The 13,752-nt window shown below is 43.0% G+C and carries 9 protein-coding genes, 3 pseudogenes and 1 riboswitch; of the genes and pseudogenes, 5 read left to right on the plus strand and 7 right to left on the minus strand.

From position 1 onward, the window contains the following. Nucleotides 1–17: 17 nt before the first annotated feature. Nucleotides 18–158: pseudogene (locus AB4307_RS19770) on the minus strand (hypothetical protein); the annotation flags it as partial. Nucleotides 159–549: 391 nt separating this feature from the next. Here AB4307_RS19770 and AB4307_RS19775 point away from each other — a divergent pair. Both AB4307_RS19775 and AB4307_RS19780 read left to right on the plus strand, forming a co-directional pair. Then, nucleotides 550–828: a hypothetical protein gene (locus AB4307_RS19775; RefSeq protein ID WP_102321458.1), complete on the plus strand. Its 279-nt coding sequence runs from the start codon at nucleotides 550–552 to the stop codon at nucleotides 826–828. 408 nt (nucleotides 829–1,236) lie between these two features. Then, nucleotides 1,237–1,790: pseudogene (locus AB4307_RS19780) on the plus strand (transposase); the annotation flags it as partial. 284 nt (nucleotides 1,791–2,074) lie between these two features. Here AB4307_RS19780 and AB4307_RS19785 read toward each other — a convergent pair. After that, entirely contained in the window at nucleotides 2,075–3,547 is a 1,473-nt protein-coding gene (locus tag AB4307_RS19785; RefSeq protein ID WP_372133144.1) for a carboxypeptidase M32, read from the minus strand. Between the two features lie 296 nt (nucleotides 3,548–3,843). On the opposite strand from AB4307_RS19785, the gene AB4307_RS19790 reads away from it, so the two are divergent. Beyond that, a complete protein-coding gene (locus AB4307_RS19790; RefSeq protein WP_017058961.1) occupies nucleotides 3,844–4,479 on the plus strand; it encodes a LysE family translocator in 636 nt (211 codons plus the stop codon). A gap of 106 nt (nucleotides 4,480–4,585) precedes the next feature. Here the strand turns inward: AB4307_RS19790 and AB4307_RS19795 are convergent, their stop codons facing one another. The 4 genes and pseudogenes from AB4307_RS19795 to AB4307_RS19810 all read right to left on the minus strand — a co-directional run bounded on the left by AB4307_RS19795 (nucleotide 4,586) and on the right by AB4307_RS19810 (nucleotide 9,637). Beyond that, complete coding sequence (locus AB4307_RS19795) at nucleotides 4,586–6,061, minus strand: aerolysin family beta-barrel pore-forming toxin (RefSeq protein ID WP_372133147.1); 1,476 nt, start codon at nucleotides 6,059–6,061, stop codon at nucleotides 4,586–4,588. A 560-nt stretch (nucleotides 6,062–6,621) separates the two neighbouring features. After that, a pseudogene (locus tag AB4307_RS19800) lies at nucleotides 6,622–7,073 on the minus strand (hypothetical protein). Continuing rightward, a complete protein-coding gene (locus AB4307_RS19805; RefSeq protein WP_017066273.1) occupies nucleotides 7,070–7,882 on the minus strand; it encodes a winged helix-turn-helix domain-containing protein in 813 nt (270 codons plus the stop codon). The pseudogene AB4307_RS19800 and the gene AB4307_RS19805 overlap by 4 nt, the downstream one beginning before the upstream one ends. Before the next feature lie 384 nt (nucleotides 7,883–8,266). After that, nucleotides 8,267–9,637 carry an alanine/glycine:cation symporter family protein gene (locus AB4307_RS19810; protein ID WP_017059726.1) on the minus strand — a complete coding sequence of 457 codons (1,371 nt, stop codon included), beginning with the start codon at nucleotides 9,635–9,637 and terminating at the stop codon, nucleotides 8,267–8,269. A gap of 128 nt (nucleotides 9,638–9,765) precedes the next feature. Further along, nucleotides 9,766–9,885, minus strand: a riboswitch (glycine riboswitch). Nucleotides 9,886–10,494: 609 nt separating this feature from the next. On the opposite strand from AB4307_RS19810, the gene AB4307_RS19815 reads away from it, so the two are divergent. Together AB4307_RS19815 and AB4307_RS19820 are read left to right on the plus strand one after the other, a co-directional pair. After that, on the plus strand, nucleotides 10,495–11,229 hold the full coding sequence (locus AB4307_RS19815) for a chromosome segregation ATPase (protein WP_017059725.1): 735 nt from the start codon (nucleotides 10,495–10,497) through the stop codon (nucleotides 11,227–11,229). Nucleotides 11,230–11,551: 322 nt separating this feature from the next. After that, a complete protein-coding gene (locus AB4307_RS19820) occupies nucleotides 11,552–11,779 on the plus strand; it encodes a hypothetical protein (RefSeq protein ID WP_372133150.1) in 228 nt (75 codons plus the stop codon). A 143-nt stretch (nucleotides 11,780–11,922) separates the two neighbouring features. On the opposite strand, the gene AB4307_RS19825 is transcribed toward AB4307_RS19820, so the two are convergent. Next, nucleotides 11,923–13,464 carry an alanine/glycine:cation symporter family protein gene (locus AB4307_RS19825; RefSeq protein ID WP_017059723.1) on the minus strand — a complete coding sequence of 514 codons (1,542 nt, stop codon included), beginning with the start codon at nucleotides 13,462–13,464 and terminating at the stop codon, nucleotides 11,923–11,925. Nucleotides 13,465–13,752 lie beyond the last annotated feature (288 nt).

Consider the following 13,752-nt stretch of genomic DNA (forward strand, 5'->3'; position numbering starts at 1 on the left):
GTTCATGACACGCTTACGAAGATAGGGGATAGGTCACCGCTTTCAATCACTGAGTTCACATCCACTGTTTTCTTCATTGAAGCCATGAACTGAGCCGCGTACATCGCACCTAATTTGTAAGGTGGGAAGTAACCGAATGCGCCGTCCGTCCAGTGGAGAATGTGACCTGCATTTTAAGGTAGTTGCGGCTGTCCAAATTCTTGCTAACGGGGCGACTTAACTCACAAAGTACGAAAAGTGGGGGCAGAGTACAGTTCTTGACTCAAACGAATTCGCTAGTTTTTGCTCTGTAAATCGCACTGAAAGAGTCACACACATACAAGGTAGTATGAGCATAGCCTTGAACAAGCCCAAAATCCTCGCTGAGAGCGTTTGAGGAGGTCTGAGGGTTGTTTTTGGTAGCTAATTTACCCATTTACCATAATAAGAATGATGAACTCCGACTTTAATTGCATGAAACGAGAGCTATCTATTTAGTTTCACTGCTGCGACAATCTTAATTTCTTACTAAACTGGAATTAGTATTGAACTAATAAAAAAGGAATAGTTATGCGAATTGTTTTTTTTGTTTTTGCTCTTTTTTTTTCTTCCCTTTCATTTGGAGGTTTTAAACCAATTCACGATAAAGCCTTAGAAGAAAAAGCACTCGATGCATTAGAAGTTCACTTAGTAGCTGAAGGTTTGATAAGAGATGATGCTGAGCTAGCTCTCGCGTATGAGGAGGGAGGGAAGAGTATTTTTTTCTTTCGAGTAAGAGTGCATGAAGGTGGGGATGAGTTATATAGGGTTTTTTGCTCAAAGGCTAGGTGCCGTTTTAGTTATAACTGACAATTGAAGTTGTAGTGGTCTAATGATCCCTGACAATCACGTAAGCGACTTTTTCTATCCTTTTAATTCATGCTTTGCTTAATTGGCAATCTTGCTAAAACGGAAATGTCCAGAGGCTTCATAAGCCTGAAGCTTTACTCGTGGCGCTTTTCTTGCAAAGTGCCTGCTAGCTCAGATCTGCCCCAAAATCACTTAGATTGAATACTCTACATCGTTTAGGATGCGAACATTTTCCCTACTAAAAGTCATCCATCCTTATGAACTTTAGTTGTGAACAATTGCTATGTATCACATCAACCATTTAGTCACTTTATCTTCACGGGCTGGGGGTAAAATCACAACAAACTGATCCGCACCATAAGTTTTGGACACTGAGTTAAGTGAGTACAATCACTAACGAGGTGAACAATGACAACTAAGAAAACACGAATCAAACATGCTCCTGAATTTAAAGCCGAAGCACTTAAGTTAGCAGAGAAAGTCGGTGTCGCTGCTGCCGCACGACAGCTATCGTTGTATGAATCTCAAATTTATGGGTGGCGTAAAGCCGTCAAAAAAGATGCGAAAATCAGCGATAGAGAAAGGGAGCTCGCCACTGAAAATGCCAAACTCAAACGGTTATTGGCTGAGCAAGCTGAAGAGCTAGATATCGTAAAAAAGGCCGCCACCTACTTCGCGAAAAATCTAAAGTAGATTGCTATGAGTTTATGCTCGAACACCTGATGCAATATAGGATTGTCCGTATGGCTAAGGTGTTTGAGGTTTCTCGAAGTGGGTTTTATTATTGGATTGATAATCGCCATAAAGTCACTCAACGCAACGAGCACCGAAAGCAGCTTGATATCAAAGTTCGAGAAGTCTTTGATGATAAAAAGGAACGCGACGGTGCAAGGCGTATTCAAAAAGAACTAGAGGCAAATGGTAATAAGCACGATGTAAAAACCATTGCCGCGAGCATGAAGTGATCTGCACCAGTGATACTGGACACTCGACTAAGCGAGTTGCCCTACTTCTGTTAATTCATGACTTACTAAATTAGATAAAACGCAACTCGGAAATGTCCAGAACCTTCACAGATGGCACTTCGTAACTCAGAAGTGCCCCTTTTCTAGTTAGAACCAAAGCTACCCTTCAGCCATAATTGTGACTTTTGACTTACAATACTTGTACTATGCTTTTTCAGCTTGGTTCTACTTACACAGCAAGCTCTGCAAGTAGAAACCTTCAATGTAGTTGGGCGTTTTATCTACAGATAACGACTTCTCAAATGGTCTTTGAAGTATTGCGCATTCAAGGTTTCGCCCGTTGCACCTTTCACCAAGTCATCAGTGGTCAGCAGGCTGCCTTTGCTCCAAATGTTTGATTCTAACCAAGTGAAGATAGGGGATAGGTCACCGCTTTCAATCACAGAGTTTATATCTACCGTCTTCTTCATTGAAGCCATGAACTGCGCCGCGTACATCGCACCTAATGTGTACGATGGGAAGTAACCAAATGCGCCGTCTGTCCAGTGGATGTCTTGCATACAGCCGTTAGTGAAGTTGCCTTGAGTGCTTAAACCAAGGTAAGACTGCATCTTGGTATTCCATAACTCTGGCACGTCAGTGTGTTTGATCTTGCCGTTGATCAAGTCACGCTCAATCTCGTAACGCAGGATAACGTGTGCAGGGTAGGTCAGTTCATCGGCATCAACACGGATGAAGTCTTTCTTCACGCGCGTGTAGATCTTCTGGAAGTTTTCTTTCTCAAATTCTGAGCCTGAGAATTGCTGACCAGCCAAGTTCGCTAAGTGTCCAATGAACGGGTCGCTGCGGCCGACTTGCATCTCGAAGAATAAAGATTGAGATTCATGAATGCCCATAGAACGAGCTTCCCCCGCTGGTTGTCCTGCTAGGTGTTTTGGTAAGCCTTGTTCGTAACGTGCGTGGCCTGTTTCATGCACAATACCCATTAAGCTTTGAACGAATTCCGCTTCGTCATAGCGTGTTGTGATACGCACGTCTGAAGGCACGCCGCCACAGAATGGGTGAACACTTTCATCCAATCGGCCGTGTTCAAAATCGAACTGAAGCAGCTTCATGACTTCTAAACCCATTGCTTTCTGTTTCTCGGTCGAATAGATACCTGATGGTGCGTTAAATTGCTCGCTCGATTGTTTTTCGATCACTTCATCAATTAAACCTGGAAGCCAAGTTTTAACGTCTGCAAATAGGGTATCAAGTGAAGTAGAGCTGGTGCCCGGTTCATAAATATCCAGCATCGCATCATAAGGCGTTAGATTGGCTGCGTCTGCGCGAATCTGCGCTTCTTCACGAGAAAGCTCAACCACTTCACGCCAGTTCTTTTCGAATCCAACCCAGTCGTTGTTACCGCGTTGGCTACGCCACGCATGTTCACATTTTGAACCCGATAGAGATTTCGCTTCAACCAGTTTTTCTGGAAGTAGGTTTGCTTGTTGCCACTGGCGTTTTATTTCACGAAGTGACGATTGTTGCTCAGTGTTCAGCGCTTCATTTTCAGCGTCTGCAATCCAATCGCCAAGCTGTGGTTGAGTCATTAAGCCGTGAATATGAACAGAAAGCTCGGCCATCGCTTCACTACGAGCTTGGTTACCACCTGCTGGCATCATTGAAGCTTGGTCCCAACCACAAATAGAAGCTAGGTGTTGAAAGCGTGAACATTTTTGAGAGTGTTCGACTAGTTTTTTGAATGCGCTCATTTGACTACTCTTAATTTGGTTTCTTTAAATGATCCTTAGGGCTGCGTCAGCGTTAAGGTTCATCTCGTGTACTTTGATTATGGCTTTGCTTTTTAATGACGCCGACCTTCGCAGTCGAAGATATAGCGAGAAAAGCATGAGGCGATACGATGCCTTGAATTTACTATTTCTTAACAAATCAAACTGTTCTATTGTGCACAAAATCAGTGAGTTGTATAGCTGGTGGCAATTGTTGCTTGCGAATTGTTCAGATACACGGTATTGATGATAGATCGCTGAACAAAAATGACAATGATATGGATATTTTGAACTTTGAGGCATTTCTAATTGCCATCACTATTTTAACGCTAACGCCGGGCTTAGATACGGCTTTGGTGATTCGCAATACTAGCCGCTCTGGCTTAGCTGACGGTTGTATGACGAGCTTTGGTATTTGTAGCGGCTTGTATGTACACGCGTTTTTCTCTGCTGTGGGTATATCTGCAATCCTCGCCCAATCCGCTGAACTCTTTCAAGCCGTTAAGATGGTAGGTGCGGTTTACCTCATCTGGCTTGGCTTAAGCAGTTTGCGAGCGTTGATGAAAAACGGTGGCGGTTTGAAGGTCGGAGAACAAGCTCAGCAGGCTTACAGTGCAAAACGTTCTTTGCGTGAAGGCTTTCTGTCTAACGTTCTTAACCCAAAAACAGCAGTTTTCTATCTGGCCTTTTTACCTCAATTTGTAAACCCTGAAGGTTCGCCTTTATTGCAATCTATGTTGATGGCTTCGGTACACTTTATGATTGCGATGGTATGGCAATGTGGTTTGGCTGGCGCGCTTAACTCGGCTAAAAATTTGCTCAAAAACGCGAGTTTTATGAAGTGGATGGAAGGCGTGACGGGCATGGTGCTGGTTGGGCTGGGTGTTAAGCTTCTGATGGAAGAGCCTGTGTAGTTCACCGTTTTCAGTTGAACATGAATATATGAAAGCCCACGATGTGTCGTGGGCTTTGTGCTTTATTACTGGTAGATCTTTGTACCGATCTTATTCTAAAGCGCAGTTATTCAACGACGCTAATGTTCATCTCAGCACCTTCGAAACCTAAGTCACTCAACTCATCGGCGTTAAAGTTGGTGGTAACTTCGATGTCGCCAATGCGCTCAGTAGATTCGTTGACGGAATCAGTACTTCTTTTGCTGCGTAGATTGTTAGTAATTGGTGTTGCTTGTCCAATTTCGATAGTACCTGCAAATTGAGATTCAGCGTAGAAATCTCCAGACACGTAAGAGTGGAAGGGGCGTAAGCTTCCGCCAGTCGCGTATTGCATGCTTGATAAGCCAGCTTCTTTAATCGCCCAGCCCCAATCCCACCATTTATTTTCACCTGGGATGTAACGGTGATCCCATTGGTAGCGAATGTCGGCAGATTCACTGCTGCCACGGCCCATGGTGAAGGTATGAGCCTTGTACGGGCGGTTATCTGGATGAGAGTGCCACGCGTTGCCACCCCAACGAAGGAAGCCGTTGAATTCAACATCGTAGCTAATATCGGCGTTGAATCGGTACGGGTAAGAGATGCTTGAACGATACAGCTCAACTCGAATCGGTAGCTCCGAATTCGCAGGAACCATAGGACGAGCTTGAAGTGTTACTTGTTCGCTAGTGGAGTTGCCATTTGTTTCAGCGAAGCTTTGGTTAGCCTCGAACTTAACGGTGAGCTTAGTTTCGCCAACAAAAGGCCACTTGAAGGTGTTCTCTGTTTGAACGCTCTGTGAGAATCCGTAGCTGTTCGTTTTCGACCAGTTTGTTGATTCGTCTACTTTTAGGTCTACCACCACTTGTTGCGCGATGTTGCTGTTGTTTCTTGCCGTCGCGTAAACCGTTTTCACTAGTTCACGATCCGACTCGACAACATCACCATGCCAAAAGTTGTCGTCGTTAACGGTGTAGGCAAAATTGTCGACGGTGATTTTGGTTTTTTCATCACAGCGATAGCCGCTACAAGAGCCATTGTTATTTCCTTGTATTACCCAACTGTTGCCAGAGCGCTTTATCGTCATGTCTTCGCCCACGTACTGACTGTTATTACCGCCAACCCAAGCGTAACCTAGGTTGTGGGCTAAGTAGCTTAATGGGCGTACAAAGTCGTTACGGTTGTTCACTAATTCATACTGAACATCGATTTCGCTGCCTTCCTGAACCGATTTGGCGGAATAGTTAGGGATTTCAGATTGGTCGTTGTTTGGGTAACAGAACGTTGACCCACTGCTTGATTGCTTAATTTCGCCATGATAACCCGGCCCCATGATTACCCAGTTTCCTTTTAACCCGGTGATCTGCCAAGTGCCCATGCGAGCGACCAAAGTACTCTTCTGCTCTTCTGCTTCATAACGGTCTATAGGACGATAACCAGAGCGACAGACATCTTCACCAAGTTGGTCAAACACTATTTGGTCTGGGTAAATCTTCGCATTTACACCGGTTGATAGAACAGACAACACTGCGGTTGCTAAGAGACTTCTGTTTACTGTGATCATTAACAATTCCCTCATTTGTAATTTTTCTATTTTGATAATGTTTTGTGTGCCGTGCAGTTAACAAGACAAGTTCACTTTTTCATGTTGATAAATAGATAGATACTGAAAAGGGTTGAATTAAATTACCCAGTTAATTCAATGGCTTGTATTGTCATTAGTGTTTTTACGGTGAAAGAGTATGCAACTGAACGTAAATTGTTTGATGGGGCTCAAACCGTTTTTAGAAAAATGAAGGCCCATTATTCGGGCTTAGACGTCAAAATTATTTGACGTTATTTTTGGCGTTTGTATGAATGGTTAATTAGAAGAACAGGTATAACCATTCACAATACTCGTAGTTCTAAGGTGGGCAGGTAGTGAGTGACAAAGAGTAAAAATCTAACTTGAATATTTTGCTTTGCTATCGGTTTTAAAATGCAAACACTTAAAGTAAGGAAGACTGTAATAATTGTATTACTGATAAAATAATGAAAATAACCATCCGTTTTTTATGTGTAATATCGGAAAAGCTTGCTACTTGATAATAGGGCACTTTTGGCTAGTGGTTAAACTATCTCTAATTATCGTTTGGCCAGAAGTTGCGTTCGGCCTGTATTACACGTTTTAATGATGGCAAATAAATCATTCGAACTTAAGATATCAATCTTTACCGTTAATGGGTCATTGTTGATTAACAGGTAAGGCGCCAATCGGCTGTCATTCATTGTTTTATTTATTTTTTGCACAGAGACTAAGTCAATGGTGCCAGAAATAGAAAAGAAAAGTGATTGAGAAGGACGGGCTGTTCCTCTGAATCGCAGAACAAGTGGGTCGGGCATGTTGTCGTCTTGAACGGACATCAGGTGCAGCACCTTGTTGTTACTTATTTTCGTTAATCCGTCGGTACGTAATACATTGTCAGGTCCACCACGCTATGTTGGTAGCGATGCTCTTCTTTTGGTTGGGGCGAAGGGATACTCCATATGCCAACCAATAAAACGAATGCAGAAATGAGCGCAACGATTGGCATCATAATTGACCTCTTTCTAGGAATAGGGCCAGTTCAGTACTGGCTTGATCTAGTTGGGTTGGCGTGTAAAAGATGTTGACGGACTGGCGTGTGGCTTTGTTCAGAATAGAGAGCTCAGAATATTCCGCTTCTTCGCTAATGTACGCCACGCAATCACATTGATACTGATAGAGAATGCTTTCTAGCTCTGGCGTCATCGCCATTTCAGGGGCTTGGAAAACTTGTATTTGACCTATCCATTGCTCGCTGAGCCGGTTAACGGGGTTGATATCGCTGAGGTTTCTCTCATTAACCTTAGCAAAAGCCAATAACGCTGATGCCAACAGTAAGCAGCCAGTGGTGAAGTAGCACAACTTGTTTCGGTTTTCAGCAGTGGGAAAGTAAGCCGACGAACTTTGTTTAGGGTTAGGCTTAGGTTCGACTGCAACAGCTGCACCGATAGCAATACCGTTATTGCCGACGGGTATCAGGTTGCTCGCATCAGCAAGGGGAGTTGTGGCTGCATTATTGATGGGGGAGTCGATTACCACGCACTCATCGATAAGGCGATAGCCCACCTTAGGAACGGTGACGATTGGGGTTTCTTTGATGCCTAATCTAACGAACCCTTGGCGCAGTAAACTTATACTTTTCGCTAGTGACGTATCCCCTATGAACTCGTTTCCCCAAGCGAAGCTAATAATATCTTGTTTGTTAACAATATCGGGTGAGTTTTTATGTAATAACTCCAGGACCCGAGTTTCACGGTATCCTACTTTAATAGAACGTTCATCGTTATAAATACGGTTTTTAATCGGGTCGAATCTGATCATATAGCCAACGTTTTATTTTTATTATAATTCTCTCTACAATGTAGATGACTATAAACTGACTAATATATGAATTAAAGTCACATGTTTTATTCTTCTGGTTTTTTGTGTCGTTGAAACGAAAAGAAATTTAATATGTTTGTTACAAAACGCCTGACACCTACGCACAATCTGTTAAATATAAGTAATATCTAATTAAGTGTTGGTTTTATTAGTGTTCTTTTTAGTAGTCTTCTATCTTCTTTATTAAATCGCATAGTGGTCGATTTAATATTCTTGTTATTTATAAGGGCATATGTGCTGCATAATAATTTAAGACGTTTCGCTATGTGATGAAAATAAAAAAGCCCGCAGTTGAATGCGGGCTTGGTATTCAATCACTTCAGTTTACGCTTTAACTGCTTCACAATCATTTGAAGACGTCAACGGTTTGAAGAATAGCTTGGTTTCTTCGATAACAACGTGGCGCAGCAAGATAAGCCCGATTAGGTTCGGAATTGCCATTAGGCCGTTCACGATATCAGCCATTATCCAGATCATGTCGAGCTTTAAGAATGCACCAGAAGCCACCAACGCAATGAAGATGATCTTGTAAGGCAATACAGCTTTGGTACCTAGCAAGAACACAACACAGCGCTCACCGTAGTAGTTCCAACCTAAAATTGTTGTAAACGCAAAGAAGATTAAGCCAACAGAAACCAACATAGGGCCAAGGGTATCTGCATTCAGACCAACAGCGAATGCGTGAGTGGTCATCGCAGCGCCTGAAAGATCAGTCTGCCAAGCACCCGTTAAGATAAGCGCCAAACCTGTCATCGTACAGATGATGATGGTGTCGAAGAAGGTACCTGTCATAGAGACAAGTCCTTGTTTCACACATGAGTCTGTTTTAGCCGCTGCTGCAGCCATTGGTGCGCTACCTAGGCCAGATTCGTTCGAGAACACACCACGAGCGATACCTGATTGGATAGCAAGCATGATGCTCGCGCCAAAGAAACCACCGGTTGCTGCTGTGTTGGTAAACGCAGAAGTCACAACAAGGGTAATGGCATTCAGTAGTTGGTCGGCATTTGAAATCAGAACGCTTAAACACGCGACGACGTACATAACCGCCATAGTAGGAACAACTTTCCCTGCCACTTTAGCGATAGATTGGATACCACCAAGGGTAACCACTGCCACTAATATCGTAAGAACGACAGCAGACATCTCACGCGAAGCGCCAAATGAGATTTGAGTTGCGTCCAAGATAGCGTTGACTTGTGGGAAGGTACCGATACCGAAGCAAGCAACGCCGAGCGCGAAGACAGCGAACATTACCGCTAAGATTCGTGAGCCGACACCGTATTGCAGGTAGTACATTGGGCCGCCAACCATTTCGCCATTGCTATCGGTTCTGCGGTATTTAACGGCGAGTAGACATTCTGCGTACTTGGTCGCCATACCAAATACAGCGGCAAGCCACATCCAGAATAGGGCACCAGGGCCACCAATCTTGATTGCGGTCGCTACACCAACGATGTTACCTGTACCAATGGTTGCTGAAAGTGCAGTACACAAAGCCGCGAAACTCGATACGTCACCCGTACCAGATTTGTCTTTGCTGAACACCATTTTCAGTGCAGTTGGGAGGTGTCTAAACTGGAGTAAGCCTAAGCGAAAAGTAAAGTAGATACCTGTACCCACTAGCAGAATAAGCAGTGGTGGTCCCCAAACGAATTGGTTAATGGTTTGTAGTGTAGCTTGTAGGTGGTTCATAGATTCCCCTTAATAAATTAAAAATTTAAGGAGAAGAGGGAAGGCAGTGCAGATCTCAGGGATCGGGGGCACTACTTAATACATACGGATTTCTAGATAGAATTCTTGTGTTAATTAAGGCTGTTGCTTTCCACTCCTCTGTCCTTTTGCCTGAGAGTTTCACTTAGCGAATCACTTATAGATAAGTAACGGGCACTAAGCTTGCTCCTTCGGCGACCGATCTAACGGTTCTCTCCAGAGGTTCCTCCAACGACAGTCCTCACTTTTCTGGATTTCTCCAGCATAAAGCACCTGAAAGATTTACTTCTTCGGCGGGTCAATCTAACTAAATGTTAATGTTTAGTTAAAAACCACTCTCCTGCAGTCTTCATCGGAACAATTACCTAAATAATTAGGTAATCTGTAGGCGTATCCTAGATCATATAAAATGTGATGTCAGCTACAAAATATCTGTTTGCACAAATGTTGTTCAACTAAATGATCAAACAACGAGTCTCTGACGTAACTTGCTTATTTAAATGGTATAAAATAGAGAAACAAGGAGGAGTTATGACTCGACTAATAGCGATTGTTTTTTTATTGGCTTTGGCATTTGTACTATTTCGTTACCGGACAAACGAAAAACTGCAAAAATGGGTAGTGATAGTTATCGTTAGCAGTTTCCTTTTGTATACTGCCAGCTTGATGATTTCGGAGTTAACTCGTTAAGCCTGCCTGTAAACAGGTGGGATGAATGTGTTAGTAAAGCTTAAGTGCTTCTGGCTTGAGCGATAGGTTTAACTGAGCCTTCACAATCAGTATTGGCATTCGTGTCAGTGACCGCGTAACGTTAAATAAATTTTTGGGAGTACCCGCTAGTGAACCAGCAATCTGGACAAAGCGAACAAGATGAAGTGGTTGTTATAGAAGAACGCGATAAGCGCAGTCAGCTCTATATCGGCATTGCTGCGGTTATAGGTTTAGCACTGGGTGGCTTAATTGGTTCTACAGTTACGGCTTCTAAGTGGGAGTCCACTTACCAGGTACTCGAAACTCGTTATCAAGAACTGCATGACAGCAGAGCACAGTTGATGACATCCGTTGAAACTAAAGTGGCAAAAGTTGATACCGAAATCGATGCGAAAGTAGAAGCCGCTCTAGTGAAACAAACGGAAGAGCATCAAAAAGAGCTCCAGGAATTAGCGAAGCAGTCTTCGGTTTTAGAGAAGGCGAACTACTCGTTAGAGCAACAGCTAAATGAACAGAAGCAAACGTTAGAGCAAACTCAGCAAGACAACCAGAAACTTAATCGTCAGGCTGACATGCAATCGACTTTGTTTGAGCGTGCGCGTGAAGTTTTCCGAAAAGAATTACAGATTTCTCAAGAACTTGAAAAACTTGAGAAAGAAAGAGATCAACTCGAGCAGAATCTTGGTTCTCTTAAGAAAGCGTGTGATGTTTACTTAGATGGCACATCATGGGATGCGAAATCTGACGCGTGTGAGAAGCAAGATAACGCTAACTCTCGACTGAGTGATATAAGACAAATGATTGAAGTCCACACCATGGACCTCAAACAGATCAAAACTCTCACTGAAGAGATGGGTCTATAAGCCGAAGGCTTTACCAACCTAACGTTAGTTTTGCACTAAATATTGAAACGCCCACATCACACACGTGATGTGGGCGTTTTGCGTTTGTCGAGAGCATAGAGCCGGTGCTTTCTCATTATTGATTATTTGCGTGTTTTCATTGTTTGCTTAGATATTTGTGAATAGTTACGTATATCCACAATGATATGTTACTTGTTGTCTATTAAATGACTTTGCATACATATTTTCAGCTCAGAGTCGCTGCATAATAGTGTTGTTCAGGATGAACACGCAGTCGATTGCTAGCTCGCATTTGGCTGCTTTGACGACAAGGGATGGAGTGATGCCAGAGTATCTTTGTGAGAACCGCACCATAGCTTATTGTTTCGATGATTGTCGCTCGCCATTAGCGCAAAAAGAGATGATCAAAGTAGAAGAGTTGGTTCGTCGTGTCGATGTTGAACACGATGATGAACAGAGTGAAAAGGGTGAAAAGAGTGAGCAGGGCATTGAAGGTAGTTATTCGCCTAATCGTTCAGACATAAAAAATCCCCACAAGCCAAGCTGGTAGGGATTTTGGATAAGTTGCAGTCCTGTTCTCGCTTTCTCAAGCAAAGGGTCTTACAAAAATTTTTAGAACAGTTTCGTTTTTAGAGCTGTGTCGTTTCTTAGAATGCAGTTAGCTACTAGAGCAAAACCTCATTCCACTAAACGTTATTTCTCATACGTTTTGATTTCGCCTGATTTCACACGAGCAACAAACGATTGCAGTTCTTTCTTCACAACTGGCATCAAGAAGTACAGACCAAGAATGTTGAAGATAGACATCGCAAAGATAGCCGCATCAGAGAAGTCGATTACCGCACCAAATTGAATCGTGGCACCAATAACAACAAACACACAGAACATCACTTTGAAAATCAGTTCCGTTGTTTTACCTTCACCAAATAGGTAAGTCCAAGCCTTAAGACCGTAGTACGACCAAGAGATCATGGTAGAAAACGCAAACATAATTACCGCGAGAGCGAGTGTGTATTTGAATACTTCTGCCGTTTCAGTAAACGATGCAGCAGTCAGCGTTACGCCCGTTAAACCAGAACCATCGAATGGACCTACGTTTAAGCCAGCAATAGTGATAACCAATGCGGTCATTGTACAAATGATTACCGTATCAACGAACGGTTCTAATAGTGATACTAGACCTTCGGTGATTGGTTCTTTTGTTTTAACCGCTGAGTGAGCGATAGCTGCTGAACCTACACCTGCTTCGTTCGAGAACGTTGCACGTTTCAAGCCTTGAATTAACGCACCAATAAATCCACCAACAACACCTTCACCAGTAAATGCACCTGTAAAGATTGCGCTGAACGCAGGGCCGACTTGATCAAGGTTAGAACCGATAACAATCAGAGCCATACCGATATACAGAGCAGCCATCCAAGGAACAACTTTTTCCGTTACCGATGCGATAGAAGGCATACCACCAACAATCACAGAGAAAACTAAAGAAGCAAGTACAAGGCCAGTGATCACACCGTATTCACTTGGTACATCAAATGCGTAAGTTAACATGGCGTGTGCTTGGTTAGCTTGGAACATGTTACCGCCGCCCAATGCGCCCAAAATACACATTAATGCGAAACCAATAGCGAGCACTTTACCTAGTCCGCCTAAACCTCTTTCACCCAGACCTTGGCTTAGGTAGTACATTGGACCACCCGAAACAACACCTGAAGGTAGGATAGTTCGGTATTTCACACCTAAAGTACACTCACAGAACTTAGAAGCCATACCTAGAAGGCCACACAAGATCATCCAGAATGTCGCGCCAGGGCCACCAATCGCAAGTGCAGCACCTACACCGGCAATGTTACCAAGCCCGACAGTACCAGAAAGCGCCGTTGTTAACGCTTGAAAGTGAGAAACCTCGCCGTCCTCTTTAGAGTTAGGATCGGTATACTTACCTTTGATAATGTCTATCGCCATGCCGACACGTTTAAATTGAACAAAGCCAAAATAAACAGTGAAGATGATCGCAGCGAGCAACAGCCAGCCAACAATCACTGGGAAGTTAGCTTCACCAATCGGTACACTTTTAAATATCAGCCCAACGAACCAACCTGTGTATTCGTTGAAAAAACCATCAACACTTTGACTTAAGTTGCTGATAGCTTGGTTAAATGATCCTTCTTCTGCAAATGCACTGGAACTAAACAATAATATAAACCCAAAAAATAATTCACGTATGTTTTTCATGGTTTTCCCTGTCTTTTTAATAAATTATGTTTGTTGCTGTTGTGTTTGTTTTCTATTTGATTTGTATATCTCAGTGGTTTATCTACTTCATTCGACGGCAACATAAACGGCTGTAGCTAGGTCGAAAAGCGAAATAAATATAAGTACTGATCTTGCTTTGTATGGATATCCTTTTGGTATGTGCACCAATAAGACTATGGTATTCGGGCTACCAAGTCCTACTGATAATCCTATACATAAAAATAATGCCAACAAAGAAATTTTTACAATAAATTTACAGTTGTTCGG

It is taken from the genome of Vibrio sp. 10N.261.52.C2 (assembly GCF_041471425.1).
GTDB lineage: Bacteria > Pseudomonadota > Gammaproteobacteria > Enterobacterales > Vibrionaceae > Vibrio > Vibrio crassostreae_C.